Source organism: Perspicuibacillus lycopersici, from assembly GCF_025660475.1.
GTDB lineage: Bacteria > Bacillota > Bacilli > Bacillales > Caldibacillaceae > Perspicuibacillus > Perspicuibacillus lycopersici.
Window position 1 is genome coordinate 479,419 of sequence record NZ_JAOUSF010000001.1, and the last position, 25,963, is coordinate 505,381.

Below are 25,963 nucleotides of genomic sequence, written 5' to 3' on the forward strand. Positions count from 1 at the left end.
AACCTCTATTCATCAATATCTTTCTTTTTATTTCCTTTAGGATTCATTCGTTTAGGTGATTCTGATCTTAAATATAATGGACGCTTCCTTTGCGCATCTAGTGGTAATCGAATAAATGAATCTTTAAAATCCACAAGTCTTGTTGGATAAATTGGTTCTAAATAAGGTCTTCCTAAGGATGTCAGGCGAATAAGATGTGTTAACAATAGGGAGAACCCTAGTGCAATCCCGATGATTCCCCATAGCTCTGCCAGTAATAAAAATGGGAACCGTAATAATCGAATCGTATTACCAATCCGATATACAGGAGTAGTAAAGGAAGCAAGTGCTGCTAATGCCACAAATATTAGTAAAACATTACTAGTGAGACCAGCCTCTACACTTGCCGTTCCAATTACAATCCCTCCTACGATACCGATTGTCTGGCCAACCTTTGTTGGAAGTCGTGCTCCAGCTTCACGCAATAATTCAATTGTAAGCTCTAAAAAGAGAACCTCTAAAATTGGTGGAAACGGGATCACTCTTCTTGATGTAATTAAAATGCTTAATAAATCCTGTGGGATTAATTCATAATGATAGGTTAGTGTTGCTACGTATAATGGTGTAACTAAAATCGAAAAAGCAACTGCAAATAAACGAATAACCCTGAAAAAGGAAGCAAGAATCCAATTTAACAAATAGTCTTCAAATGAGCTAAAAAATTCAATCAAAGTTGTTGGTGCAATTAGAGCATGTGGTGAACCATCCACAATAACCGCTATTTTTCCTTCTGATAGAACTGCTGCTACCCGATCTGGTCGTTCCGAGTCTAGGACTTGCGGAAATGGAGAATTTCTATTATCCGAAATAATTTGACCGATAAAGGAACTATCGGTAATTTGGTCTATTTTTATATCATTAATTCTCTGTTTCACTGTATTTACATTTTCATCGTCAACGACTCCTTGTAGATAAATAATGGCAACTTTCGTTTTCGATAATTGTCCAACCGTTGTTTCTTCTACAATAAGTTCTTTAACTGGTAATCGTTTACGAATTAAATTTAAATTTTGCTCTAATGTTTCTACAAAAGCTTCCTTTGGACCGATAACACTAAATTCTACCTCAGGGACAGAAATATTTCTGCCGATTTCTTTCTGTGCAGAAAAGAAGCAAAATTTTTCTTTATTACTGGAAATAGTTAGCACGACAAATCCTGTAAATAAACGTTCTTCGATTTGTTTCGGGTCCTCAGAAATTTCTACCTCCGCAATCGGGAGAATTTCCTTAATATCCGTTATTTTTGTAAATTCTTTTTCTAATAAATATGGGAGTGCACTTTTTTGAATAATTTTCTCATCGACAAGGGAGGAAATATATTCAATTTTAAACTCAATATTCGTTTTTTCATTCGTATATATAACTTTTTTATAATCTTTAGACATGGAAATGAGATTTTCTTTTTTGCTTGTTTTGTCTTTGATATCTTTACTTTCCTTGTCTTTTCCGCCTTTTTTAAAAAAACTGTTTTTCATGGTAAATTCCCCTTATCAATAGAAATCGAGTATATTATTTCCAGAAAGTTTAAAGCTATCCAATAATCCCATTTTTCCTCGACGTATGATTTCCCTTTGATATAAAAAAAGGTCTACGTAAATGACGTAGACCTTTCTCAAACTCTCCATAATTTTTTAACGCTTCATTTTACTAGTTAGGTAATATTAGTACTTCTACCCTTCGGTTTTTTGCTCTTCCCTCATTCGTATCATTTGAAGCAACCGGTTGATGTTCCCCGAATCCTTTTGCACTAAAATGAGCAGGATCTAAATTACCATTTTGAAGTAATATTTTCATAAAGTTTACCGCACGCATTACACTAAGTTCCCAATTCGATTGAAAATTACTATTATGAATCGGCACATTATCGGTGTGGCCACTGATGATAATATTTCGTGGTGGGTTGAGTACTAATAATTCACTCAACTCCTGGGCAATTTGTATATCTTGTTGACGAACAGATGCGCTACCCGATGCGAAAAACACATTATCATTAATCACAATTAGTAACCCTTCATCCGTTAGCTTTGTTTGCAGCTGACCAGATAAATTTTTATTAATAATATAATTATTAATTTTTTCTTGTATTGCAGTTAATTGTTCTTTTTCTGTATTTCCTACTTTATTCGCTTCTTGCTCCTCTGTTGTTCCTTGTTGTTTTTCTAATTCTTCTTGTTCTTGCTTATCTTCCTTTTCTTCCTTTTCTTCCTTTTGCTCAACCATTGCATCTAATTCCGTACTTGGAACTGTATTAGGTTGCTCCATAATCCCTTCACCATTGGTAAATATTTCACCAAACACTTGCGACATCGCTTGAAATTTTTGTGCGTCTACATTACTTGCTGCAAAGAGAACGATAAAAAGTGCCAAAAGCAAGGTGAGCATATCGGAGTATGGAAGAAGCCATGATTCATCTGCATGTTCTTCATGTTTCTCTTTTTTCTTTCGTTTACTCATGATTTTTGCCCACTTCTTTCTTCTAGGAATCGTTTCCGTTCACTAGCTGGTAAATAGGATGATAGTTTTTGTTCAATTACTGATGGAACCTCTCCCTCAATTATGGATAAAATTCCTTCAATCATTAAGTATTTTACTTGCACTTCGTTTTTTGATTTACGTTTTAATTTATTTGCGAACGGATGCCAAAAAACATATCCAGTGAAGATACCTAGTAATGTTGCAACAAACGCGGCACTAATGGCATGACCAAGTGCCTCGGTATCATTCATATTACCTAATGCGGCTATTAACCCGACAACCGCACCAAGAACACCTAAAGTTGGTGCATATGTTCCTGCCTGTGTAAATATTAATGCACCTGCTTGATGTCTTTCTTCCATCGCATCAATTTCTTCGCTTAATACATCTCTAATGAATTCAGAGTTTTTCCCATCTATTACTAAGGAAAGTCCATTTTTTAGAAATGGATCATCAATTTCTTCTATTCGTCTTTCCAAAGACAAAATACCTTCTCTTCTTGCTAATTGAGACAGCTCGGAAAACATTACGATTAAATCAGTAATAGATTCCTTTTGACTTTCCTTAAATAAAATTCCAAATAATTTTGGTACTCTTTTAATTTCATTCAGTGGGAATGCAATAACAACGGATGCGATTGTACCTAAAATAATGATTAATATTGCCGCAGGGTTGACCAATACTTCTGGACTAACCCCTTTTAAAACCATTCCGACCCCAATGGCTACGATACCAAATATAACTCCAATGATTGAAGACTTATCCATCATACTCACCTGTCTATTCTTTTCAAACTTAATTTTTGTCTGTTTTCGTATAGATTGTTGCTTTTTCTCAAAAGAACGCAGACGGTATACTGTCCGCACATCCATTCGGGCGAGCAGCGTTGCTACTTGTCACTTTCGCTCCTGCAGGGTTTCCCCTGTCTCGCTTTCTCGCGGGAGTCTTCGTATATTCCGTCTGCTCAGCGTTTCATTTAATAATCCTATCTCATGAAATAACAACAATCCTTTAGAAAACAGTTTAATTTTTAAAGCATTAACCTTTTATATCGTTGCTATTAAGAGTTTGTCTATTTCTATTGTGAAAGCTATCACACTATAACAACGACTATATTTAATTATTCCTTCTCTTTCTTTATCGACATTTTTCAGCAAATCTTTAGTGTTAATTGAAGGAAAGTTTAATAGAAATGGAAAAAAGGTTAATATTCATTTCTATAGCTAATTATCAAAAAAAAAGACGTCCTCCAAAAGTACATCACTTTCGGGACAGTCTTTTTCCTCTTTTACTATTTCAAAACTATAATACTTTAGCTAAAAATTCCTGAGCTCTTACCGTAGATGGTTGATTAAAGAATATGGCTGGTATTTGTTCTTCTAATAAAACACCTTCATCTAAAAATAAAATACGATTAGCTACTTCACGGGCAAAGTTCATTTCATGTGTAACAATAATCATAGTCATGCCAGTGTTTGCTAAATCCTTCATAACATCTAGCACCTCTTTTACCATTTCTGGGTCTAATGCGGATGTTGGTTCATCAAATAACATTATTTCTGGCTCCATCGCCAATGCTCTTGCAATTGCAACCCGTTGTTTTTGACCGCCAGATAATTGATTAGGATAGCTATCCATTTTATCAAGTAGACCAACTTTCGATAAAAGATTCTTTGCAATTTTTTCCGCATTTTCTTTTGATAATTTATTCACTTTTTGAGGTGCGTAAGTAATATTTTCTAGCACTGTCATATGTGGAAACAAATGAAAATGTTGAAATACCATACCGATTTTTTGTCTTACCATTTGTTTATTCGTTTTAGGATTTGTTATTTCGGTATCTTTTATCCAAATCTCTCCCGCTGATGGAGTTTCTAATAAATTTATACAACGTAAAAAGGTAGATTTTCCAGAACCAGAAGGACCGATGACAGCAACAACCTCACCTTGATTAATCGATGTCGAAATATTTTTCAATACTTCATTTTTACCAAACGTTTTAGAAATATTATTTACTTTAATCACTATATCGCATCCTCCTTTCTACCATACTACCAATCTTCGTTAAAATAACAACCATTATCCAGTATATAAGCCCTGCAACTAATAATGGTTCAAAATTACGATATAGATCGGCACCTACAATTTGTGCTCTCCGCATTAAGTCTAGGTAACCAATCGTAGAAACAATGGCAGATTCTTTAGTTAACGTGATAAATTCATTCATAAGTGCTGGTAAAATATTTTTGATTGCTTGCGGTAATATAATGTTTAGCATCATTGGTTTATATGGGATACCAAGGGCTTCTGCTGCCTCCGTTTGTCCATGATCAACCGCCATAATTCCGGCACGAATAATTTCCGAAACATAGGCTGCGGAGTTTAATCCAAAGGCTAGTATCGCCGCTAAAAACCCATCAATATCATATCCTGTTAGTTGTGGTATCGCAAAATATATAATCATTAATTGCAAAATTAATGGTGTACCGCGAAAAATGGAAGTATATGCTGCTGCAAACCATTTCAACACTGGTTTATTCGTTATTTTACATAATGCTAATATTGTCCCTAATATAAATCCTACCAATATTGAAATACTAACAAATTTTAGTGTTGCCCCTATTCCCTTCAACATAAAAGGAATATAAGGCACGATTTGGCTAAAATCCAAATTCATGCCTTATCACCTCTCTTTCTAGTTGCAATTAACTGTTTATTCTTTAATCCATTTTTCTTCTAGTTCTGCAATTTTTCCATTTGCTTTTAGTTCTTCTAACACTTTATTTACGTCATCCACCAATTCACTACCTTTAGGGAAGGCAATTCCCATACCAGGAGAACTGGTTGTTGGATCATCAAAACCTACAAAGCCTTGTGCTTTAATATAGCCAGTAGCAACTGTTTTATCCATATAAGCAACATCGATACGACCAGATACTAATTCTTGTATTAAAATTGTTGCGTTATCTACTTTTTTAACTTCAAATCCATATTGTTCACTTAATTCATCCGCACCTTCTTCTTGAATAGTACCAAGCTGAACGCCAACAACTTTACCTTGTAAATCATCAATTTTATCTATTCCTGCATCTGGTTGGGAAATAAACATTTCTCCTGAACGGTGATATTCCATAGAGAAATCAACATTTTCTTTACGTTTTTCATCCGCACTCATTCCAGACAATACCATATCCACACGACCAGATTGTAATGCACCTATAAGTCCATCAAACTGCATATCTTCTATTTGTAATTCATAACCTAATTCATCCGCAATGATATGCGCTAATTCTATATCAAAGCCTTCGAAATTACCTTCTGCATCATAGGATTCAAACGGTGGAAAATCAGCAGATGTTGCCATCTTCAATATTTTCTTTTCCCCAGACCCACTAGATGAACCATTTGATTTTTCGGCTGTTCCACATGCTGCTAACATTCCTATAACGATAACAAGTAAAAAGCTACTAATAACCCATTTTTTCATTTTTATTCTCCCCTCATAATTATAATCACTTTTTGATATTTATACATTTTTATCTATAAAAATACTACTTATTTTTAAACTCTGCCTGTATTGATTTCAAAAGATTCTCATCTGTTAACACATCATAACCTGCTCCAGCTAACGCCAATGCACCACTAGACAATGCTGTATGTCCATCTTCTGTAATGGTTTGATCTGCAAATTCTTGTGTATGTGCTACTAAACCTAGTTTATTCAAACTAATGTATGGATGAATAGCCGGAACGACATGACTTACATTCCCCATGTCAATGGAGCCATATCCTTGTTTCGCTTCATTTATCGGCAGATCGCTTACCGCTTGTAAATTTGCAGTAAAAATATCGGATAATTGTTGGTTTGTTATCATATTGTCATAACTTAACTCATAATTGGATATTTCCAACGAAGCACCTGTCATTAAGGCTGCACCATTTGCGATAGCTTTTACCTTTTCAACTACGTCATTTAAGTATTCCCGTTCCTTTGCACGCACATAAAATTGTGCCACTGCATAATCTGGAACGACATTGGCTGCTTTTCCACCTTCTGCAATAATCCCATGGATCCTTACATCTGGTGTGACATGTTGTCGAAGGGCATTAACTCCATTAAATAATTGAATCACACTATCTAGTGCATTAATTCCTTTCTCAGGAGAAGCTGCTGCGTGTGCAGATTTTCCAGTATACGCAAATTGGATTGCATCCATTGCTAATGACTCTCCACTAACAAAGGATTGGTCACTTGGATGTAAAATCATTGCAACATCAATCGCATTAAAAATTCCTTGTTCACTCATCGGTACTTTTGCACCATTTGTTTCCTCAGCAGGAGTTCCAAGAACTACTACATTTCCACCAATTTGATTAATTACTTTACTAATTAGAATACCAGCACCAACACTCATCGTACCAATTAAATTATGCCCACACCCATGGCCGACTCCCGGTAATGCATCATACTCCGCTAAATAGGCAATAGTTGGACCAGGCTTGTCACTTTTATATTCTGCTCTGAATGCTGTCGGACGGTTAACAATTCCCATTTCTATTGTAAACCCATGGTCTTTTAGCAAATTAGCTAGTAATTTACTAGATTCAAATTCTTGATCTCCAATTTCGGGATGTTCATATAAATAATCACTTAAATTCCATAATTGCTGTTCAATTTTATTCCATTCCGTTTTCAAACTTTCCTTCATGATATTGGATCACCTTTTTTGTATGAGATGTATTAATATTTACTAACATGTATATTTATAACATATTGTCACAATACGAGGCAATACTTTTTTTAAAAAAAATATTGATAATCGTTAGTTTCCTAGTAGAACCTCTTTTCGTATATTTAACCACTAACAGCATTTGATCAAAAGCTTATTATTTCTAAATGAATATGTTAACATTTAGATAGTTTCGTATTTTCGTGAATAAGCTTTCGTTTATAAAGGGGGAATATAATGAATACTAATAGGTTACAAACGATTCTTTCCTGTATGCCTAGCGATAATGAAATACAACAAATCCAGACGGAACATCGTTTGAAATTAGCTGAGTTTTGGGGGATTGAGAAAGGCAAGCGGGTATTGGAAATTGGCTGTGGCCAAGGGGATACTACGGTTGTTTTAGCTTATTTAGTTGGCGAAGATGGGCTTGTTCATGGCGTAGATATTGGTTCTGCATCCTATGGTGCCCCAATAACATTAGGTGATTCTGCATCCTATATAATGAAATCGGCACTAGGTAAACAAATAAAAATGGAGTTTGAAGTAGATATACTATCTACTGAAATTGATTTTCCTGATCATTCCTTTGACTATATTGTATTATCTCACTGCTCCTGGTATTTCTCATCTGCTGTCCAATTAGAAAAGATTTTTCAAAAAATCCGGAAATGGGGGAAGCAACTTTGCTTTGCAGAATGGGATACACGGATTCAATCATTGAATCAATATCCCCATTTACTTTCCATATTGATTCAAGCGCAGTATGAAGCATTTAAGCAACAAAGTGAAGCAAATGTCCGAACTCTGTTCACTCCAAATGATATACAGTCACTATTGGAAAGCAGCGGTTGGAAAACGATTAAGGAACAATCAATTGTTTCCCCTAAGCTACAAGATGGAGAGTGGGAAATTAGTTACACTTTAAAAGAAATCGATACAATGTTTGAAAATTCAATTGGCATGCCAGAAAAACTTAAGCTATTAATTAAATCTGAAATAAATATTTTAAAAGAGTTTATTCAAACAAATAATAGGGAGCCATTATCGATATTTGCATTTGTTGCAGAATAAGCTTATCTCTTTTGCGCAGCATCCTCGGATGCTGCGCATTTTTCGTTTGAAAGCTATTATGATTAATAAAAAAATGAGCTCACTATTAAAGTGAACTCAAATTACGATATATTTCAACCCCTGTTTGACTTGCCCCCGTTATTTTGCCCCTTGGCCACCATCTACACGATACTGTGCACCTGTAATAAATTCACTATCATCGGAAGCTAAAAACAATACTAATTTTGCAATATCACTTGGTTCCCCATATCTGCCTAACGGAAGCGATTTTGCAAGCTCCTCTTTTACCGCTTCTGCATCCTCTGGATTAAATCCTGCCTCAAGTGATCGCATCATTCTTGTATTCACTGGTGATGGATGGATAGAGTTCACGCGAACATTTGCATGTGCTGCTTCTAATGCAGCCGATTTTGTCAAACCAACTACAGCATGCTTAGAGGCAACATATGGAGAAACACCTTCACTCCCATGTAATCCAGCCACTGATGAAGTATTGATTATACTACCATATCCTTGGCTATTCATTACATTTAACACATGCTTCAATCCTAGAAAAACTCCTCGGACATTTACTGCAATAACTTTGTCAAAATCCTCCACTGTTTGTTCTACAATGGGTGCAACTTTCCCTTCAATACCAGCATTGTTGAAGAACACATCAATTTTCCCAAAATGATCTACTGTTGTTTTTACATAGTTTTTCACATCCGCTTCCTTCGAAACATCTGCCTGAACCGTTAACACTTCCCCATATGTATGTAGCTCAGTCTTCGTTTTCTGTAACGAATCTTCAAATAAATCTACTAAAACAACACGTGCACCTTCTTTTAAAAATAAAGCTGCTGTTTCTTTTCCAATACCACCAGCACCGCCTGTAATAACTGCGACTTTACCATCCAGCTTCCCCATCAAAACTCCCCCTCAAAAAGAATGATAGCGTTTACAGTATATATATTACCCTTTTTAATTCTATTAATCAATTATTTATCAACTATTATAAATTGGTGATTCCTCTGCAACTCCATATTTCCATTTCATAAAAGGCGGTACACATAATACGATCATTAATATCCGTGTTAGTTGTAACGCACTGACTATAGCTGGATCACCGCCAATGTTATATGCAGTCACAACCATTTCAAATAAACCACCAGGTGCAATGCTTAAAATAGCAGTTGCATAATTCAACGAGGTAAAGCTTGCAAATATCATGCCAAGTCCAAATGCAAACGCAATAATAGTAAGTGAAGCTCCGAAATAAACAAGACTATATTTTCCGCCAATCTTCAAATCTTGGAAATTAATATTCTTTCCGATGCCAGCCCCCACTAGAATTTGACCAACGTGCATGAGTACAATAGGAATGCTCGGTAATTCAATCGGACTCAAATTTAATAATGCTGTAAATCCGAGCGCACCTATAATAATGCCAGCAGGCACTTTATTTTGAATAAATAGTGCAACAGCAATCGGAATAATAAACCATAAATAATTCCAGATAGGTGGAGCAGAAATCGTAGTTACCGCTTGTTGGATAGTCGTTGTTGTTTTATCAAGAAACAAGAAAGACATTACCGATGGCACAGTAAATAGAACTGTAACTAATCTTACCGTTTGAAAAATTGCCACAAACGATGATTTTGCATGAAGTGACTCACTTGCAACAGTCATTTCCGAAAGTCCACCTGGAATACAAGAAAAAACACTTGTCATTTTATCAACCTTTATCCACTTAGAAATGATAATTCCGATGACCATGCTGATAATAATCAACATTATCGTAATTAGTACATATGGTAAAAAATATGCAGAAGCAGTTTCGAATGTTTCTTTCGTAAAATATAATCCGAAATTTAATCCTAAAATAATAAATCCGCTATTTTTTACTGTATTTGGCACAAAAGCTTTCCTTTTCATAAATCCTTGCCAAAGCATAACAAAGGAAAGAGCGCCTAGTACCCAAGGTAGTGGCAGATGTAACAAAGAGAAAATATAGCCGCCAAAAGTAGCAACTAGAAAGGTTTCTAATAAACGAAAAACTTGATTATTTAACATATGCTTTGCTCCTTCGAAACATTTCTGATGTTCATTTTCTAATTATACCGTAAATTTTATCCGTAAAAATTCGTTTCCCTAAATATATGAAAGATTTTCTTTAGAAATTTATAAAAATGCTAGGGAAACTCATTCGATTCTATAAACGTGATAGGACAAATAAAAAACAGGTGGTTCCGATAAAGGAGCACCTGTTGATTAACATTATAGAATGTAAAGTTAGATCTTAAATTGTTTCACTAATACATTCAATTCTTCCGCAAGCTGGGATAGCTGTGTAGAGTTATTTGCAATCTCTTCCATCGAACTGTTTGTTTGTTGAGCTGCAGCTGAGGTTTGTTCTATACCCGCAGCCGATTCTTCTGATATTGCAGCAATTTCTTGGATTCGTACTTCCATCTCTTGACTACTTTCCGCAATACTAGATAAATTGTCTGATATATTTTTCATACTATTTGCCATTTCACTAACAGAATGATTAATTTTGTGGAACATTTCATTCGTTGTTTTAATTTGACTTGTTCCTTGTGCCACTTCTTTATATCCATTCTCTAAGGAACTGGAAACAATCGTAAATTCCGATTCAATATTGGAGACGATTTTTGTTATATCTTTTACAGAGAAGGCTACTTGTTCTGCTAATTTTCTAACCTCATCGGCAACTACTGCAAAGCCTCTGCCATGTTCCCCTGCTCTTGCTGCCTCAATAGCTGCATTTAATGCTAATAGATTTGTTTGGTCCGCAATTTCTTTAATGACAATTACTAGCTTGGATATTTGTTGGGATTGTACATTTAAGCTTTGAACCTTCTCGACTGCCTCCTGTACAATTTCGTCAATTTTCGCCATTTGGGTAGTAGAAGATTCCATTAATCGACTACCATTATTTGTCATATCTAAAACATTATTGGAAGATTTCTCTATTTGCTCCCCATATACATTCGTTGCTTGAATACCGTTTGCAAATTTTTCCATCATCGAAGATAGCTCTATTGAATTGTTTGCTTGTGCTTCAGATCCAGAGGCTAATTCCTGCATAGTAGATGCAACTTGCTCACTTGCCTCTTTCACTTCACTTGCAGAATTCGATAATTCCTCACTTTGGCAGCTAACCGTTTCGGAGACATTTTGAATTTTCATCAATACATTTCGCATATTTGCATTCATTGCATTAGTCGATATGACAAGTTGTCCTACTTCATCACTAGTTGTTTCTATTAATGGCGGATTACTTAAATCACCTTCCGCAATTTGCTTCATTCGTTTCATTACTAAACGAATCGGATTAGTAATGGATCGCGAAGTTGTAATAGCAATCCCGATTCCTACAATAATGACAAGGAGGGATACAATAGTGGTGATTAATAATGAACGTTCCCCATCCGAAATAATCGTATCCCCTAATGTATTTATCGTCCCTTCACGTGCCTTTGATAGTTTATCAAATCCATCTATTAATTCGGTAGATAGTGGCTGCACCTTCTCGGATAAAATTTGAAGGGCGTTTGCTTTATTTCCTTTCGAATATTCACTATAAACTTCATTGATAATCATTCTTTGCCATTCTACACTTTTATCCACTAATGCTTTTTCTTCTGGCGAAGGATTCCTACTTAAAATAGTATCAGCATATGTATCACTTTCTGCCGCATACTGATTAAACTGCTTTCGATATGCCATATCATCATATAGCATATACCCTCTTACCGATGCTAAACGAGCTGCAACATTGTAAGACATTTTTTCATATGTAATTAATAATTGCATTTGTTCATCAACGATTTCTTCTGTTTCATCATTTGTTTTACTAATATTGAAAAAATTCAATACAAATAAAGCTAATACTAAAACAAGAACAAACGAAAATCCACTTAGTATTTTCGCTTTTAAACTTTTAAACTTAAAAAAAGTTCGTTTGCTAGATTTAGTTTTTACAAGCTTCTTTTTCAAACAGTACACCCCAATCTCCTGTTGTTTAAAAACGTCATATAATGTCAAAAAATAATTATATTAATTAATATTAATATTATTATTGTTTTCAATCAATTGCAATACCCAAAAGCAACGGTGAATGATTAGTGGCGTACAAACTGGAGCCCTTCCGCAGAAGATATAGGAAACACGACGAGCTTGCGAGTCGATGTTGACTTATCGTACGGAGGAGTGGCGAAGTTTGCTAGCCACTATGCGCCGTTGCTAGCCGATACCCAAAAGCAACGGTGAATGATTAGTGGCGTACAAACTGGAGCCCTTCCGCAGAAGATATAGGAAACACGACGAGCTTGCGAGTCGATGTTGACTTATCGTTCGGAGGAGTGGCGAAGTTTGCTAGCCACTATGCGCCGTTGCTAGCCGATACCCAAAAGCAACGGCGAGTGATTAGTGGCGTACAAACCATACTCGTTAAAACCGGAATCCGAATATTCTTTTATATACTGCACAAACTAATGGTCGCAATAACTATTTTTTCTAACTGCATGGAAATATATGTTTACTTACATTAATGAGGAGTGTTCATTTTGGAAAAAGAAAAAAAGCCAATGTTTAAGCGTTGGTGGTTTTGGCTAATTGTAGTCATTATTATTATCGGAGCATGCAACGCCATAGGGGATGAAGATAACGATACCGCTGAAAATCAGCAGGAAAATAGTAATAAGACTGCTGAAAATGGTACGGAAGAGAATGCTACTGAAAATAATGAAAACGAGACCACTGACGAAAATGCTACAAATGAGGAAGAAAATACAGCAGAGAACGAGGAAGCAGAAAACACGGAAGGTAGAATTGAATCAGGAATTTTTGAGGTTGGAAAAGATATTGAACCCGGTTTATATAAAAGTGAAGGAAGTGTTACGTATTGGGCTCGTTTATCTGGTTTTGGGGGATCTCTAGAAGAGATTATCGCTAATGGTAATCCACAGGGATCCGATATTGTCAATATTGATGAGGGAGATGTCGGTTTTCAAACCTCAGGTTCAGGCTATTGGTTTAAAGTGGACGATAATTACAAGCCAGAAATGTTAACCTCTTTTAGTGATGGAACCTATATTGTCGGCAAGGATATATCACCTGGAAAATATAAAAGTGATGGTGGCGACAGCTTTGGATACTGGGCTCGTCTCAGTGGTTTTTCTGGAGAGTTGGATGATATTATCGCAAATGGAAATCCAGAAGGTCCTACAATAGTGGAAATTGCGGAAGGTGACATTGGTTTTCAAACGTTTGGTAACGGAAAATGGACAAAAGTTGAATAAACAGAAAAGGCTAACCTACTATGTCCTAGTATAGGTTAGCCTTTTTTCGCTTTCATTCGTTCTTACTTAAAATATAGGATAAGAACTTCTCAGTATAATCATCCTTCACACCGTTTTTCGGGATACATAACACTAAATTTTTATCATAAATTGCTCCCGAAAATAAAGGTAGTGCCGAAATATTTATACCCGTTATGTAACTGTTATCTGTAGAGTAATACAAATGCTCCTTATCAATTTCTATTTTATTGTTTACTAATCCTTGTAAATCAATAAAATATTCATCTGTATTCATCATGCGAAATTGCTCTTCATCTATCAATAATACATGGAGATTACTTGCAGCTATTTCACCGGTCACACGTTGTAATGCTGCTATTTGTAAATCCATTCCGGTATTTGATGAAAAAGGCATTACTTGAATGTTTACCTCAGATGTTTCCCGCTCTTCCTTTTTCAGCAACAGATCATTGAGCTCATTTTGAATATCTGTCAATTTGGAAGAGTCTGCTTGAACCGCTAACACCATGATATGAAATGCATCCTCTTTTTTCGAGGTAAAGTTATTAATGACCATCGCTACAATGATAAGAAAAATTATTGCGATAATAAAATACCACTTATAATAGCTCCAAATATACTCTACCTTTTGTTTATTACTCATCGGAGCCAAAGTAGCTTTTAATTTCTGCTTATTTCCCATTCTATTCTCCCCAATACAAATGTTTCAAGAATATATTTTTTAAGGAATGAATTTTCCATTATACTATATCACTATTTTATTCTTTCCGTCTTTATATTATAGGAGAATATGATATAAACAAATCCGGTATTCTAAACGAATTTTGCAATTTCATGAGATAAGATCAACTTTTATTCAAGGTTTGCAGGTTATTTAATATATCAGGCTCAACAAAAAAGAGGTTGGGACAGAGAAAAAAACGCTAATTTACTTTATTAGAAAAATGATGTTTTTATATTAAAAATAAAATTAATTTCCGTTTTCGGTGGCGTTTTCGGTGGCGTTTTCGGTGGCGTTTTCGGTGGCGTTTTCGGTGGCGTTTTCAGTGGCATGACTCGAGCCTCCTCGTCACTACGTTCTTGCGAGATTTTGAGTCACGGGCTGTTCCCGAAGGATTCGCCCCTTGACTCCAATTAACTTTCAAAAGTATCCAATTGTTATTATTGGTACAAGAAACTTTTCCAAATTCACTTTTGTCCCATTACCTGAATACTATAGGGTGAAATTAGCTAAAAATATTTATCAATTCATTAACTGCTAATACGACAAAAATGACAATACTTAAACCTAAAAACGTATTGGACAGCCATTTATTTCTGTTTTCCAGTGTGGCAACCTGTTTTTTACTATTTAATAAATAAATTAATGTAAATGCTAAAAATGGCATGAATAATGCGCCTAAAGCACCATAAGCAATAATTAGACCAACAGGTTTTCCGATAAAATGAAGAAGCATTGGAGGGAATGTTAACCAAAAAACAAAAAATTTAAATGATTTAGTTTGGCTAAGTTGGCTATTCTTTACATCGGATTTTTTTACTGTACGAACAAAGTCAGCATACAAATAAGAAACCCCATTCCAAACACCTAGCAATGAAGTAAAAGATGCAGACCAAAAACCGATTAAGAACAACCTTCGAAATGTTGGTGATAATTCATTTCCTAAAATTGAGGCAAATGAAACAAGACCTTGTTCCCCACTGATACTTGCATCCGTACCATATAATAAAGCAGCACCTAAAATTAATAAGGAAATCGTAAATATAGCTGTAACAATATATGCAATTGCGGAGTCAATTCGTACGGTACGTACAAAGGAATTACCTTCCCATTTATTTTCCTGTAACCAATATCCATAGGAAGCCATTGTAATCGATCCGCCTACACCGCCAATTAAACCAAGTGCATAAATTAATGAACCTTCCGGCAGTTTTGGAACCGATGTATCAATAATACTACCAAGTTCAGGTAGAACTATGATTGCAGAACCAACGACAGTAATAAACATAATTCCTACTAAAATATTCATGACGTTTTCAAAAGTTTTAAATTTACCCCACCAGATTAAAACAAATCCTAATAATGAACTAATAATTGCCCAAGCCCATAACGGTAATGCAGGAAACATCGCTGTTAACGCAAGTGCACTTGAGGAAGAAGCGGCCGCTCCATATACGAATCCCCAAATAATGATATAAACACCAAAATAGCCCATTGTCCATTTTCCCATGGAATTCCAACCCTGCAAAATAGTTTTCCCTGTAACTAAATGCCAACGGCCAACCCCTTCATTTAAGGCAAATTTTAGTATGGAACCAACTAAAATTGCCCATAAAAAAACAAGGCCATAGTTTTGTCCAGCAACTAATGCAGCTACTAAATCTCCTGCTCCTACCCCTGTTGCAGCCACAAGCAAGCCCGGTCCGATAATCGACCATTTTTTCGGTGCAACTGGTTTTACCGGTATATTTAAGTTGTTTAACTCGCTCATAAAGCTCCCTCCCAACCAAATATGTAAGCGCTATAAATTATTTTCTTGCATAGCACTAATGTGCTATAATAATAATATTATAGTGAGTCATAATTTATAACACAAGTATTTTTCAGAATACATTTTCGAGTTTGAATATTTAGAATAAATTGATATCGCTTGTCTCTTCCCTCTTATTTTACAGAACAAACATATTGTTAATTTTTGCTGTTTAGAGTACCATAATAATGGTAAAAAGTGAAATTCAAGAAGTGGAGTTGAAAATATTATGGAAAAAATTCTTGTGTTTGGTCATAAAAATCCGGATACCGATACCATTTGTTCAAGCATTGCTTATGCTGAATTAAAAAAAGCCCTTGGTGTGGATGCTGAAGCAGTACGACTTGGGGAAGTTAATGGCGAAACTCAATATGCGTTAGATTATTTTCATGTGGAGGCACCACGTTTCGTGGAGAAAGTTACAGATGAAACCTCTAAAGTTATATTAGTAGATCATAATGAACGACAACAAAGTGCAGATGATATTGCGGAAGCGAAAGTACTTGAAGTTATTGACCATCATCGAATTGCTAACTTTGAAACTGCTGATCCGGTTTACTACCGTGCAGAGCCTGTTGGCTGTACTGCAACAATTTTGAAAAAAATATTCAAGGAAAAAGATGTAACGATAACTAAAGAAATTGCCGGTTTATTACTATCAGCAATAATTTCAGACTCTTTATTATTTAAATCCCCAACATGCACAGACGAAGATGTTCAAGCTGCAAAAGAGCTTGCGGAAATTGCTGGTGTAGACTTAGAAGCATATGGAATGGCAATGCTAAAAGCTGGAGCAAATGTAAGTGAAAAATCTGCTGAACAGCTTATTTCCCTTGATGCAAAAGATTTTCAAATTGCTGACTATCACCTAGTTATTGCGCAAATAAACACAGTAGATACTAATGATGTGCTAAATAGACAAGCTGAGGTTGAAAAAGCTATTCAAACAGTAATCGATGAAAAAGAATTAGATTTATTCTTATTTGTCATTACCGACATTCTAAACAGTAATTCTGTAGGACTTGCACTAGGTAAAGAAGCGGCAGCTGTTGAAAAAGCATACAATGTTACTTTAGAAAATAATACTGCATTACTTAAAGGTGTCGTTTCTCGGAAAAAACAAGTTGTCCCTGTATTAACTTCTATTTTTGAAAAGCTAACGAAATAATAAAGCCTACATACAGGATATTCCAAAACAGAGCAAACCAAGTATTCAATACTTCAATTCGCTCTGTTTTTTTTGCATTCTCTCCTTATTATTATTTCCTCCCCTTTCTTTGTTTGCCCAAGGTGAATGGCAGACTATTTAGTGAAATGATTCTGTATGAAAGAGAAGGAGCCACGCCAAATTAACTAAGCAAGTAGTTGAGCCTTAACTGATGAAACAATCACCATCCAATCAACAAACTTCTATTAGTAAGAACTCAAAAATTTATATAAAGTAATCAATTCCCAAAGAAACTTACTAGCCAATAACAGAAAAAAACCATCCATTTGGATAATCCTCCAAACCGATGGGTTTTTCTGTTAATTTTCTTTTATATACGTCCAACCATCTTTTTGATATACCTTGCCTTCTTTCATTAACCTACCAATGGATCGCTTAAATGCCGCCTTGCTCATATTAAACCGCCTTTGAATATCATCCGGCTGGCTTTTATCAGTATAAGGCATGCTGCCGCCCCGTTTCACTAAATATGCATAAATCTCTTCTGCATCCTGGTCCAATGCCTCATGACCGCGTTTTAATAACGAAACATTTACTGTTCCATCCTCTTTCACATCAATAATCCGCCCTTGAACTTCAGACCCGACTCTCGGTTCTCTCATTCGTTGGCTTTCATGAATGAAGCCACGATAACCTTCCTCTGTAATAATAAAGGTTCCAGAATGCAATGTTCGATAAACCGTACCTGTTACATTTTTATTAAAGGCACTTCGATCGGCTATTTTAAATAGCTCGCTCATAATATTTTCTGTTGCTAATTTACCAAGAAGACCGCCTTGATTATCTACCTTTAATGTACAATATAATCGGCAACCTTTTGTTGGCCAAACCTCTTCTAGCTTAGGAAGATCATCCTTATGAATTAAAATATCTTTACTTATACCAATGTCGATAAATACCCCTAAATCTTCCACTGACTCGACTACTTCACACCAGCTATACTTGCCGACTTCAATTTCTGGAATGACCATTGTTGCAGCAGTTCTTCCCTGCTTATCTGTATATAAAAATACTTCCACATCTTGATCTACTTCAATAGGAGAAGTAATTTCGCTTTGGTGAAGTAATACATCTTCTGTTTCATTCGTTAAAAAGTAACCAAATGACGATTCTCTTGCAACTCTTAATGTAACGCTTGATCCTGGATTTAATGATACCATATACTTTTATCCTTCCTTCTTTTCATGCTACTTTGTTGACTATATCATTTCTTTGCATTATTTTCATCCTATTATATTTTTCGAGTAATTTATTTTTTGTATTCTTATATTTTTTATTAGACTGTTTTCTTAGGCAGTGTAGCTTTTTCAAGAGTTGGGTTAGTGAAAGAAAATATTGGGATGCTCCCTTAAAAAAATGGAGTGTATTCAGTCTACAGTCTATAACAAAAAGCACACTCCATCATTTCAGAAAAAAATATTCGACTTGAATGGCGAACATAAGTTTGGTTATAATAAATATAACAACTAATAACTCGGAGGTTTTCCATGTATAAGTTACTTTTGAAAAGTGCTCAGCAACAAATTCCACTGGAAATGATATATGAATCTAAGCATGGTAATATTTCTAAACGTGTTATTTATGTAAAGAAAATTAGTTCTACGCATATGTACGCCTACTGTTTAACAAAAAAACAATACCGTTCCTTTTTAATTGATCAAATATTAGCGATTCAACCGACCAACAAACAAAGAAAGCCTACGGCATAATGAAACATTTTGCTCATAAAATCAAAAAATTAGTTCATTCCGTTCGCCCTCCTCGAATTATTTATGGTATGATTTACTCGTGTAAACGCTCACTAAAAAACGGGAGAGAGAATAATGGAAAAAGGCAAAACGACAGATTTATCATTTTACAGTAATGAATTACAGGAACAAGTTCAAATACTTGTTTATACTCCTCCACAATTTACTCCATTAAATAAATATGCATATTGTATTGCCCAAGATGGGAAGGATTATTTTCAATTAGGAAGAATTGCCCGCACCATTGATGAGCTATTATACAATGGAGAGATAGAACCAATATTATTTTTCGGTATTCCTTATCAAAATGTAGCCGATCGTAGAAAAAAATACCATCCTTTAGGTTCCATGCAAAAACAATATATGCGTTTCCTTGTCTACGAGCTTATTCCATTTATCGAAGAAAGATTTCCTGTTTTACATATGGGACAATCACGTGCATTAGCAGGAGATTCATTAGCTGCCACCATCTCTCTATTAACAGCACTAGAATACCCACACACTTTTGGAAAGATTATGCTACATTCTCCATATGTTGATGAAAATGTGATAAACGCTGTTAATCATTTTTCCAATGGAGATTTGCTCACTGCCTATCATGTGATTGGGAAAGAAGAAACATTCGTTAAAATGACTAATGGTGAAACTGCCGATTTTCTTACACCAAATCGAACGCTGTCCAAATCATTAACAAACAACATTGCCGATTATTTTTATGATGAATTTGATGGCAATCATACTTGGAAATATTGGCAGAAGGATATAAAAAGAGCGCTAACCTTTTTATTTCCAAATGAGTAATACAATATTTTTGTGCTGAAAAATTTGAAGTCTGCTTCCAAATTCTTCTTTTATATTTATTTTATTTTGTTATAATGAAAGAACTATGGGACTTTACAAAAAATTCTTATTTAAGGAGGGGTATGAGTAAATGAAAGTAGGTATCGCAATATTTCCTTCAAAAAAATTACAGGATTTAGCTAATTCCTATCGAAAGCGCTATGATCCGCAATATGCTTTAATTCCACCACATATTACTTTAAAATCAGCATTCGAATTAAATGAAGAAGAATTAACAGAAGTATCTTCCGAATTGGAAAAAATTTCAGAGAAGTTTCAACCGTTTACATTAAACACAAAAAAAATAAGCTCTTTTCACCCAGTGAATAATGTCATATTTTTAAAGGTAGAGCCAACGGAAGAATTAGTTGGCTTGCACCAGGCTGTTAACACAAGTTTCTTTGGAGGTCCAGCAGAGTATGCTTTTGTTCCGCATATTACTATTGGCCAACAATTATCCAATAGTGAGCATGCGGATGTGTTCGGACAGCTACAATTACAAAAAATTGAGCATCAGGAAACAATCGATCGCTTCCACTTACTTTATCAATTAGATAATGAAATTTGGACAGTATATGAAACATTTTTATTAGGAAAGTGAGCGTACGTAATGAATGTAATAGTAGTAGAAAATAAGGAACAGCTCCAAGATGCATTTAAAATTCGCACCATTGTTTTTGTGGAGGAGCAAAACGTACCACCAGAAGAGGAAATCGACCAATTTGAAAAAGAATCTACACATTTTGTTGTATATTCCGATGAAAAAGATCCAATTGCTGCAGGAAGATTTCGTGAACATGAAGGCTATGGAAAAATCGAAAGAATTTGTGTTCTCCCCTCTTACCGTAAATACGGCATAGGAAAATTAATCATGGAGCAAATTATTGCTTATGCAAAAGAAAATCATTTTTCCAAGCTTAAATTAAATGCACAAACACATGCTATTCCATTTTATGAAAAATTAGGCTTCCGGGCGGTTTCTGACATATTTATGGATGCCGGAATTCCACATAAAACAATGACGATGAATATTTAAACGAAGGAAAGTACTCTACAACACGCTAGTCAAATTTGGCAAGCGTGTTTTTTCATTTTCTTCATTTAGATGTTTAATATAATCGAACTTGGTCAAGATGATAAATAGATTACTCAGCTGAGGAGAATTTTTATCATGGATTTTTTTCATATTTTTATTGAGTTAATGATTGGCTATATCGCCCTTTTATTGTTGACGAAAATATTAGGCAAATCACAGATGTCCCAAATTACCGCATTTGATTTTATCTCCGCACTCGTTTTAGGAGAATTAGTTGGCAATGCATTATTCGATGATGAAATTGGAATTGCGAAAATTCTATTTGCCGTTTCTATTTGGGGAGTACTTGTCTATGTAACGGAAATTACTACGCAAAAATTCCGAAAAACCCGTCCCATATTAGAAGGGGGGCCATCAATTGTCATTTCTAAGGGGCTAATAGATTTTGATGCACTAAAAAAGAATCATTTGGATATTAATCAACTTCAACATTTACTACGTCTTCAAGGAGTATTCTCCATCCAAGAATGTGAGTTTGCAATATTAGAGACCGATGGTCAGGTGAGTGTTTTAAAGAAAGCAGCAAATGATTATGTAACAAAGAATGAACTGAATATTGCTAACCAAACAAGAAGCCTTCCTGTATCTATCATTTTAGATGGAGAAATCATTCCCGATAATTTAGCAATGATTGGCTGGAATCAACAACAATTAATGACAGAGCTTAATAATAAAGGAATTGATCATGTAAGAGATGTTTTGTTTGCAGAATGGGTTGAAAACGAGCCATTATATATTCAACCCTATCAATAAGGAATTTATATATAGTAATCAATGTATATTCCCTTGCCCAATTCTAATGGTTTAGCAAATTCTATTGTCGGTTTATCCCGTTTATAGCTAATTATGTGTGCTTCTCGTTGGTGATTGGCTAACTGAGAGTTATTGCTCTTTTGAACACAATTGACATTTTCCGGTTCATTTTTCATATAGTTATCCGGTGTACGGTACACCATATATTGGAAATAATCAATTGGAAGAAGATAACCCATCATTTCCACCTCCAAGCAATATAACACCTTTATCAATATTTTACCAACATTCTGATATACAAGAAAGGCTTTAGATTGCTCTAAAGCCTATTTTTTGTTATTAATCATTTTGGCAATGGTATTAAAATCTAGTTGTTTTCCATCATTTACAATTGTTTTTACGATTTTATCTTCCATTTCTTTTGGAATATTACGATTTGCAATTTGAGATACTTGCTGCACCACTCTTCGAACAGTATTCTCATCTTTAAAATTTGCATTTTGTAATGAATTCGCTAATTGCAAAATATCATTCATGTTTACGCCTGTCTTTTTCTCTATGCTTTTAAAAAATTGATTATCCATTCTCTTTTTCACGCTCCCATTTAAGGCTACAATATTGTATTCCTTAATTGACAAAACGTGCGAGATTTTCATTTATGCTTAGAGAAAACAACAAACAACTAGAAAATTAGTTTTAAAATAGCCTCTATGTAGAAATAGGATAGGGTTTACCTATCCTACCCGCAAGAATTAAATAAAGCTTGCGCCAACGATAATCAATAAGATAAACAATACAACAATTAAAACGAATGAGGAACCATAGCCACCACCAACATTACCGTAGCCATAGCCGCCCCAGCCGCATCCGCCGCCGTAGCCCCAGCCCATAGTATTCACCTCACTTTACTATTGTCAATTTAGCATATGTAACTAAAGGTAAGTATGTATGGGCTTTTTTCCATGTTTGTTATTTCGTTTCACTTTCTTACATGCTATTTCTAGATATCTGTTTATCCTTTCGCTCTAAAAAGCAGTGCTCCGATAAATGCAAAAATGATTGCAGCAGAAATACCAGAGCTTGTAACTTCAAACATTCCTGTTACAACTCCAATTATGCCGTGCATTTCCGCCTCTTGTAATGCCCCGTGGACTAATGAATTCCCGAAGCTAGTGATTGGAATCGTAGCACCTGCACCTGCAAAATCCATTAATGGTTCATATAATCCAAAACCATCTAAAATCGCACCTATTACTACTAATAAACTCATTGTATGACCCGGTGTCAGTTTTACCACATCAAACAATAATTGGCCAATGACACAAATAAGTCCCCCAACGACAAATGCCCAAAAAAACATTGCTAGCATATTTTCACCTTCTTTTTTTGAATACATTAACCATTTGAAATAAATCTTTCAAAACCTTTACAGTATTAAATTTCTATGGAAACAGCATGTGCGATACATGGGATTGATTCTTTTTGTTGCACTGTCATAGGGGATAGCAGTGCTCCTGTTGCTACACATAATATTTTTTTATATTTCCCTTGTTTCAATTGTTTGATCAGATGCCCATAAATAACTGTTGCTGACGATGCTGGCCCACTTGCACCTGCCTGGATTGGTTGGTCCTCCTTGTAAATCATTAAACCGCAATCTTGAAATTTATCTTCCATAATATTTAATCCTTGTTGATGAAAAAGATCTAGTGCCGTTGCTCTTCCAATTTTTCCTAAATCACCAGTGACAATTAAATCATAGTAACTCGGATCTCTTCCCGTATCTTTAAAATGTGCAGCAATTGTATCAACTGCAGCCGGTGCCATTGCGCCTCCCATATTAAACGGATCTGATAAACCCATATCTACTACCTTACCTATCGTTGCCGTTGTTACTTTCGGTTCGTTTTGATTACTGTTATTTTGCTTAGAAACGATCGCAAAGCCTGCACCCGTTACTGTCCACTGTGCAGTTGGTGGTTTTTGACCCCCATATTCCGTTGGATAACGAAATTGCCGCTCTGCTGTTGCATTGTGGCTAGCTGCACCTGTAACAATATTATTCGCTCCACCCTTATCCAATATAAAAGCAGCAAGTGCTAGTCCTTCCATCGAGGTGGAACACGCACCAAATATCCCAAAATATGGAATCCCAATGGTTCTAGCTGCAAAACTACTCGGTGTAATTTGATTAATTAGATCTCCTAAAATCATAAATTGAATTTGATTCTTTTGTATGCTTCCTTTTTCTAAAGCAACTTGAATCGCTTCTTCTATTAAAAGGCGGTGTGCCTTTTCATAGGAGTCTTCCCCCATCCATAAATCCTCATGGAGGACATCAAAATCATCAGCAAGCCGTCCCTCACGCTCAAACGGACCGCCAGTTACACCAGTAGAAATAATTACTGGTTTGTTTTGAAATAGCCATGATTGGTTGCCAATTAACATATTAGATTCCCACCCATTGCACTAGAATTGTTTTGATTAATGCTACGACAAAGGCAGAGAAGACACCAAATAAAATAACGGTACCAGCTAGTTTAAACATATTTGCGCCAACCCCTAATACAAATCCTTCGGTGCGGTGTTCAATCGCTGCTGATATTACAGAATTTCCAAATCCGGTCACAGGCACTGCACTCCCAGCACCACTGAACTGACCAAGATGATCATATATTCCGAAACCAGTTAATAACATGGAAAAGAAAATCATGGTAGCAACGGTTGGATTACTTGCTGTTTGCTCCGTAAAATTGAAAAAATAAATATAAAAATACGTTACTGCTTGACCAATCATACAAATCGTTCCACCGACCAAAAAGGCGACAATACAGTTTCGCAAGACCGGACGTTTGAGCTCATGCTTCTGTTCAATTTTTGCATATTCTTTTTGTTCTGCTGTTTTTTTCTTCTTCGCCATATTTGCTCACTCCTTACGTTTTTTCTTTACTAAGCTTAAATATTTTCCCTAATTGCTCCTCCATTTCATCCCTCGTAACTTTTCCATGCTCGCTTTTCTCTTGAAGTCGGACCGCCTCTAAAAAAATCTTATAATCACTCGATACAGAGAAGTTCTCGTCAGGATAAGCCTTTTCCAATTTTTCTTGAAGGTTTTTTTCTATTTTTTTCATATGAAATCTCTGTAAATGCCGTACTTTATAAGCGACAAGTATTTCTTTTTCCCCTTTAATAACTGCAACATCATAAATTTCCTTCATAGATAACACTTTTTGTTTGATTTTAGCTACCAATTGTTCCTCTTCCGCTTTATTTTCAGTTGTTACAGCTGAAGGGTTAGTGGTTTTAAGAAGTGCCGTTCTTGTCTCGCTCGTATCATTTTGCGCTTGACAGGCAGATAGGACAAGCAGAAACAAGAAACAAACGAACGCCTTTTGAATACCTTGATATTTTTTTTCCTTCATTCGATTCCCTTCCTATGTACAAGATGTTGTTCTAATTGTCTTTTTGTATTTTTTCACAATATAGTTTTTTTATTTATAAAAATGCCTCAAGAAAAAAGGGTATTTTTTACAAAAGACAAATAAAAAACTGTCCGCTTTGGACAGTTTGCGAATTCTGTAATTATTTAACTCAACGGTCTTTTCTTAGAACAACCACAATCCTTTTTCTTTTTTGTTGCAATCGGTGCTTTTGTTTTCAGCGTCAATTTAGGTGTAGCAGCTTTTTTCTGAAGCATAATTTCATCTCCCTTTACCTTCTTCTGAATATTATATGAAGATAATATGAAATTGCTTATTCGATTATCCTATTATATGTGTAATTACCGATTCAATAATTGCTGCAATTGCTGCTACAGCTAATACTATTATAAGGGGCTCTGCATAAATTGGATAAAAATAAACGATTATGACTAAAAAAATACTTACCCATATACCAGTACACCAATAACAACTAAGAAGTTCTCCAATCCATTTCTTTATTCCAGCTTTTTTCGGGGTTACATAGATTTCCTCTTTACCAAATTCATCCAATTCTGTAATTTCATCAAAAAATGGCGCACGAATAAATTCTGTAATTTTGTCAAATACAATAAGTCTTGTCAATCGAAAAGCTGCTAATGCGATTAAGATGATGGACCATGCATCGAATTGAGACATC

28 protein-coding genes and 1 pseudogene are annotated in these 25,963 nt (G+C 35.2%); 8 read left to right on the forward strand and 21 right to left on the reverse strand.

Annotated features, from left to right (window positions below; translation table 11 throughout):
* Positions 1–5 precede the first annotated feature (5 nt).
* From OEV98_RS02310 to OEV98_RS02340, 7 genes are all read right to left on the reverse strand, one after another.
* A complete protein-coding gene (locus tag OEV98_RS02310) occupies positions 6–1,514 on the reverse strand; it encodes a spore germination protein (protein ID WP_263071526.1) in 1,509 nt (502 codons plus the stop codon).
* A gap of 172 nt (positions 1,515–1,686) precedes the next feature.
* Positions 1,687–2,493: a flagellar motor protein MotB gene (motB, locus tag OEV98_RS02315; RefSeq protein WP_263071528.1), complete on the reverse strand. Its 807-nt coding sequence runs from the start codon at positions 2,491–2,493 to the stop codon at positions 1,687–1,689.
* On the reverse strand, positions 2,490–3,281 hold the full coding sequence (gene motA, locus OEV98_RS02320) for a flagellar motor stator protein MotA (RefSeq protein WP_263071530.1): 792 nt from the start codon (positions 3,279–3,281) through the stop codon (positions 2,490–2,492). Before motA ends, motB begins: the two co-directional genes overlap by 4 nt.
* A 535-nt stretch (positions 3,282–3,816) precedes the next feature.
* On the reverse strand, positions 3,817–4,539 hold the full coding sequence (locus tag OEV98_RS02325) for an amino acid ABC transporter ATP-binding protein (RefSeq protein WP_317633775.1): 723 nt from the start codon (positions 4,537–4,539) through the stop codon (positions 3,817–3,819).
* Entirely contained in the window at positions 4,532–5,191 is a 660-nt protein-coding gene (locus tag OEV98_RS02330; RefSeq protein ID WP_263071531.1) for an amino acid ABC transporter permease, read from the reverse strand. Before OEV98_RS02330 ends, OEV98_RS02325 begins: the two co-directional genes overlap by 8 nt.
* Before the next feature lie 36 nt (positions 5,192–5,227).
* The gene (locus tag OEV98_RS02335) at positions 5,228–6,001 is read right to left on the reverse strand and encodes a transporter substrate-binding domain-containing protein (protein WP_263071533.1); all 774 of its coding nucleotides are present in this window, start codon (positions 5,999–6,001) and stop codon (positions 5,228–5,230) included.
* A gap of 64 nt (positions 6,002–6,065) precedes the next feature.
* Positions 6,066–7,223 carry a M20 family metallopeptidase gene (locus OEV98_RS02340; protein WP_263071534.1) on the reverse strand — a complete coding sequence of 386 codons (1,158 nt, stop codon included), beginning with the start codon at positions 7,221–7,223 and terminating at the stop codon, positions 6,066–6,068.
* A gap of 258 nt (positions 7,224–7,481) precedes the next feature.
* Between OEV98_RS02340 and OEV98_RS02345 the strand changes: the two genes are divergently transcribed.
* Complete coding sequence (locus tag OEV98_RS02345) at positions 7,482–8,318, forward strand: class I SAM-dependent methyltransferase (protein ID WP_263071536.1); 837 nt, start codon at positions 7,482–7,484, stop codon at positions 8,316–8,318.
* Positions 8,319–8,456: 138 nt separating this feature from the next.
* Here OEV98_RS02345 and OEV98_RS02350 read toward each other — a convergent pair whose 3' ends face one another.
* The 3 genes from OEV98_RS02350 to OEV98_RS02360 form a co-directional block, all read right to left on the reverse strand.
* The gene (locus OEV98_RS02350; protein WP_263071537.1) at positions 8,457–9,227 is read right to left on the reverse strand and encodes an SDR family NAD(P)-dependent oxidoreductase; all 771 of its coding nucleotides are present in this window, start codon (positions 9,225–9,227) and stop codon (positions 8,457–8,459) included.
* 78 nt (positions 9,228–9,305) lie between these two features.
* Positions 9,306–10,373, reverse strand: a complete 1,068-nt coding sequence (locus tag OEV98_RS02355) for an AbrB family transcriptional regulator (protein ID WP_263071539.1) — start codon at positions 10,371–10,373, stop codon at positions 9,306–9,308.
* 219 nt (positions 10,374–10,592) lie between these two features.
* Positions 10,593–12,323: a methyl-accepting chemotaxis protein gene (locus OEV98_RS02360; protein WP_263071540.1), complete on the reverse strand. Its 1,731-nt coding sequence runs from the start codon at positions 12,321–12,323 to the stop codon at positions 10,593–10,595.
* A gap of 569 nt (positions 12,324–12,892) precedes the next feature.
* Here OEV98_RS02360 and OEV98_RS02365 point away from each other — a divergent pair.
* Complete coding sequence (locus OEV98_RS02365; RefSeq protein WP_263071541.1) at positions 12,893–13,627, forward strand: hypothetical protein; 735 nt, start codon at positions 12,893–12,895, stop codon at positions 13,625–13,627.
* A gap of 52 nt (positions 13,628–13,679) precedes the next feature.
* Here the strand turns inward: OEV98_RS02365 and OEV98_RS02370 are convergent, their stop codons facing one another.
* Positions 13,680–14,330, reverse strand: coding sequence for a hypothetical protein (locus OEV98_RS02370; protein ID WP_263071542.1), 651 nt, complete (start codon positions 14,328–14,330; stop codon positions 13,680–13,682).
* A 544-nt stretch (positions 14,331–14,874) separates the two neighbouring features.
* Positions 14,875–16,140 carry an Nramp family divalent metal transporter gene (locus OEV98_RS02375; RefSeq protein ID WP_263071544.1) on the reverse strand — a complete coding sequence of 422 codons (1,266 nt, stop codon included), beginning with the start codon at positions 16,138–16,140 and terminating at the stop codon, positions 14,875–14,877.
* Positions 16,141–16,408: 268 nt separating this feature from the next.
* On the opposite strand from OEV98_RS02375, the gene OEV98_RS02380 reads away from it, so the two are divergent.
* Positions 16,409–17,347, forward strand: a complete 939-nt coding sequence (locus OEV98_RS02380; protein WP_263071546.1) for a manganese-dependent inorganic pyrophosphatase — start codon at positions 16,409–16,411, stop codon at positions 17,345–17,347.
* A gap of 359 nt (positions 17,348–17,706) precedes the next feature.
* On the opposite strand, the gene OEV98_RS02385 is transcribed toward OEV98_RS02380, so the two are convergent.
* A complete protein-coding gene (locus OEV98_RS02385) occupies positions 17,707–18,567 on the reverse strand; it encodes a CvfB family protein (RefSeq protein WP_263071547.1) in 861 nt (286 codons plus the stop codon).
* Positions 18,568–18,894: 327 nt separating this feature from the next.
* Here OEV98_RS02385 and OEV98_RS02390 point away from each other — a divergent pair, with 327 nt between their 5' ends.
* The 5 genes from OEV98_RS02390 (at position 18,895) to OEV98_RS02410 (ending at position 21,844) form a co-directional block, all read left to right on the forward strand.
* Entirely contained in the window at positions 18,895–19,116 is a 222-nt protein-coding gene (locus OEV98_RS02390) for a hypothetical protein (RefSeq protein ID WP_263071549.1), read from the forward strand.
* A 114-nt stretch (positions 19,117–19,230) separates the two neighbouring features.
* Positions 19,231–19,956 carry an alpha/beta hydrolase gene (locus OEV98_RS02395; protein ID WP_263071551.1) on the forward strand — a complete coding sequence of 242 codons (726 nt, stop codon included), beginning with the start codon at positions 19,231–19,233 and terminating at the stop codon, positions 19,954–19,956.
* Positions 19,957–20,086: 130 nt separating this feature from the next.
* On the forward strand, positions 20,087–20,596 hold the full coding sequence (locus OEV98_RS02400; protein ID WP_263071553.1) for a YjcG family protein: 510 nt from the start codon (positions 20,087–20,089) through the stop codon (positions 20,594–20,596).
* 9 nt (positions 20,597–20,605) lie between these two features.
* Positions 20,606–21,031, forward strand: a complete 426-nt coding sequence (locus OEV98_RS02405; RefSeq protein ID WP_263071556.1) for a GNAT family N-acetyltransferase — start codon at positions 20,606–20,608, stop codon at positions 21,029–21,031.
* A gap of 135 nt (positions 21,032–21,166) precedes the next feature.
* Positions 21,167–21,844, forward strand: coding sequence for a YetF domain-containing protein (locus tag OEV98_RS02410; RefSeq protein WP_263071557.1), 678 nt, complete (start codon positions 21,167–21,169; stop codon positions 21,842–21,844).
* Between the two features lie 5 nt (positions 21,845–21,849).
* Here OEV98_RS02410 and OEV98_RS02415 read toward each other — a convergent pair whose 3' ends face one another.
* The 8 genes and pseudogenes from OEV98_RS02415 to OEV98_RS02450 form a co-directional block, all read right to left on the reverse strand.
* The gene (locus tag OEV98_RS02415; protein WP_263071559.1) at positions 21,850–22,083 is read right to left on the reverse strand and encodes a hypothetical protein; all 234 of its coding nucleotides are present in this window, start codon (positions 22,081–22,083) and stop codon (positions 21,850–21,852) included.
* A gap of 87 nt (positions 22,084–22,170) precedes the next feature.
* The gene (locus OEV98_RS02420; RefSeq protein ID WP_263071560.1) at positions 22,171–22,428 is read right to left on the reverse strand and encodes a stage VI sporulation protein F; all 258 of its coding nucleotides are present in this window, start codon (positions 22,426–22,428) and stop codon (positions 22,171–22,173) included.
* Between the two features lie 168 nt (positions 22,429–22,596).
* Positions 22,597–22,665: pseudogene (locus OEV98_RS17800) on the reverse strand (YjcZ family sporulation protein); the annotation flags it as partial.
* Between the two features lie 191 nt (positions 22,666–22,856).
* On the reverse strand, positions 22,857–23,213 hold the full coding sequence (gene spoVAE, locus OEV98_RS02430; protein ID WP_263071564.1) for a stage V sporulation protein AE: 357 nt from the start codon (positions 23,211–23,213) through the stop codon (positions 22,857–22,859).
* Positions 23,214–23,278: 65 nt separating this feature from the next.
* Complete coding sequence (gene spoVAD, locus OEV98_RS02435) at positions 23,279–24,292, reverse strand: stage V sporulation protein AD (RefSeq protein ID WP_263071565.1); 1,014 nt, start codon at positions 24,290–24,292, stop codon at positions 23,279–23,281.
* A 1-nt stretch (position 24,293) separates the two neighbouring features.
* A complete protein-coding gene (gene spoVAC, locus OEV98_RS02440) occupies positions 24,294–24,764 on the reverse strand; it encodes a stage V sporulation protein AC (protein WP_263071566.1) in 471 nt (156 codons plus the stop codon).
* 13 nt (positions 24,765–24,777) lie between these two features.
* On the reverse strand, positions 24,778–25,266 hold the full coding sequence (locus tag OEV98_RS02445; protein ID WP_263071569.1) for a YhcN/YlaJ family sporulation lipoprotein: 489 nt from the start codon (positions 25,264–25,266) through the stop codon (positions 24,778–24,780).
* A 339-nt stretch (positions 25,267–25,605) separates the two neighbouring features.
* The gene (locus OEV98_RS02450; RefSeq protein WP_263071570.1) at positions 25,606–25,962 is read right to left on the reverse strand and encodes a DUF1360 domain-containing protein; all 357 of its coding nucleotides are present in this window, start codon (positions 25,960–25,962) and stop codon (positions 25,606–25,608) included.
* Position 25,963 lies beyond the last annotated feature (1 nt).

Excerpts from the sequence above, each read along its gene's own strand:
- OEV98_RS02310 (WP_263071526.1), bottom strand. The coding sequence starts at position 1,514 with ATGAAAAACAGTTTTTTTAAAAAAGGCGGAAAAGACAAGGAAAGTAAA.
- motB (WP_263071528.1), bottom strand. The coding sequence starts at position 2,493 with ATGAGTAAACGAAAGAAAAAAGAGAAACATGAAGAACATGCAGATGAA.
- motA (WP_263071530.1), bottom strand. The coding sequence starts at position 3,281 with ATGGATAAGTCTTCAATCATTGGAGTTATATTTGGTATCGTAGCCATT.
- OEV98_RS02330 (WP_263071531.1), bottom strand. The coding sequence starts at position 5,191 with ATGAATTTGGATTTTAGCCAAATCGTGCCTTATATTCCTTTTATGTTG.
- OEV98_RS02335 (WP_263071533.1), bottom strand. The coding sequence starts at position 6,001 with ATGAAAAAATGGGTTATTAGTAGCTTTTTACTTGTTATCGTTATAGGA.
- OEV98_RS02340 (WP_263071534.1), bottom strand. The coding sequence starts at position 7,223 with ATGAAGGAAAGTTTGAAAACGGAATGGAATAAAATTGAACAGCAATTA.
- OEV98_RS02345 (WP_263071536.1), top strand. The coding sequence starts at position 7,482 with ATGAATACTAATAGGTTACAAACGATTCTTTCCTGTATGCCTAGCGAT.
- OEV98_RS02350 (WP_263071537.1), bottom strand. The coding sequence starts at position 9,227 with ATGGGGAAGCTGGATGGTAAAGTCGCAGTTATTACAGGCGGTGCTGGT.
- OEV98_RS02355 (WP_263071539.1), bottom strand. The coding sequence starts at position 10,373 with ATGTTAAATAATCAAGTTTTTCGTTTATTAGAAACCTTTCTAGTTGCT.
- OEV98_RS02370 (WP_263071542.1), bottom strand. The coding sequence starts at position 14,330 with ATGGGAAATAAGCAGAAATTAAAAGCTACTTTGGCTCCGATGAGTAAT.
- OEV98_RS02375 (WP_263071544.1), bottom strand. The coding sequence starts at position 16,140 with ATGAGCGAGTTAAACAACTTAAATATACCGGTAAAACCAGTTGCACCG.
- OEV98_RS02380 (WP_263071546.1), top strand. The coding sequence starts at position 16,409 with ATGGAAAAAATTCTTGTGTTTGGTCATAAAAATCCGGATACCGATACC.
- OEV98_RS02385 (WP_263071547.1), bottom strand. The coding sequence starts at position 18,567 with ATGGTATCATTAAATCCAGGATCAAGCGTTACATTAAGAGTTGCAAGA.
- OEV98_RS02390 (WP_263071549.1), top strand. The coding sequence starts at position 18,895 with ATGTATAAGTTACTTTTGAAAAGTGCTCAGCAACAAATTCCACTGGAA.
- OEV98_RS02395 (WP_263071551.1), top strand. The coding sequence starts at position 19,231 with ATGGAAAAAGGCAAAACGACAGATTTATCATTTTACAGTAATGAATTA.
- OEV98_RS02400 (WP_263071553.1), top strand. The coding sequence starts at position 20,087 with ATGAAAGTAGGTATCGCAATATTTCCTTCAAAAAAATTACAGGATTTA.
- OEV98_RS02405 (WP_263071556.1), top strand. The coding sequence starts at position 20,606 with ATGAATGTAATAGTAGTAGAAAATAAGGAACAGCTCCAAGATGCATTT.
- OEV98_RS02410 (WP_263071557.1), top strand. The coding sequence starts at position 21,167 with ATGGATTTTTTTCATATTTTTATTGAGTTAATGATTGGCTATATCGCC.
- OEV98_RS02415 (WP_263071559.1), bottom strand. The coding sequence starts at position 22,083 with ATGGGTTATCTTCTTCCAATTGATTATTTCCAATATATGGTGTACCGT.
- OEV98_RS02420 (WP_263071560.1), bottom strand. The coding sequence starts at position 22,428 with ATGGATAATCAATTTTTTAAAAGCATAGAGAAAAAGACAGGCGTAAAC.
- spoVAE (WP_263071564.1), bottom strand. The coding sequence starts at position 23,213 with ATGCTAGCAATGTTTTTTTGGGCATTTGTCGTTGGGGGACTTATTTGT.
- spoVAD (WP_263071565.1), bottom strand. The coding sequence starts at position 24,292 with ATGTTAATTGGCAACCAATCATGGCTATTTCAAAACAAACCAGTAATT.
- spoVAC (WP_263071566.1), bottom strand. The coding sequence starts at position 24,764 with ATGGCGAAGAAGAAAAAAACAGCAGAACAAAAAGAATATGCAAAAATT.
- OEV98_RS02445 (WP_263071569.1), bottom strand. The coding sequence starts at position 25,266 with ATGAAGGAAAAAAAATATCAAGGTATTCAAAAGGCGTTCGTTTGTTTC.
- OEV98_RS02450 (WP_263071570.1), bottom strand. The coding sequence starts at position 25,962 with ATGTCTCAATTCGATGCATGGTCCATCATCTTAATCGCATTAGCAGCT.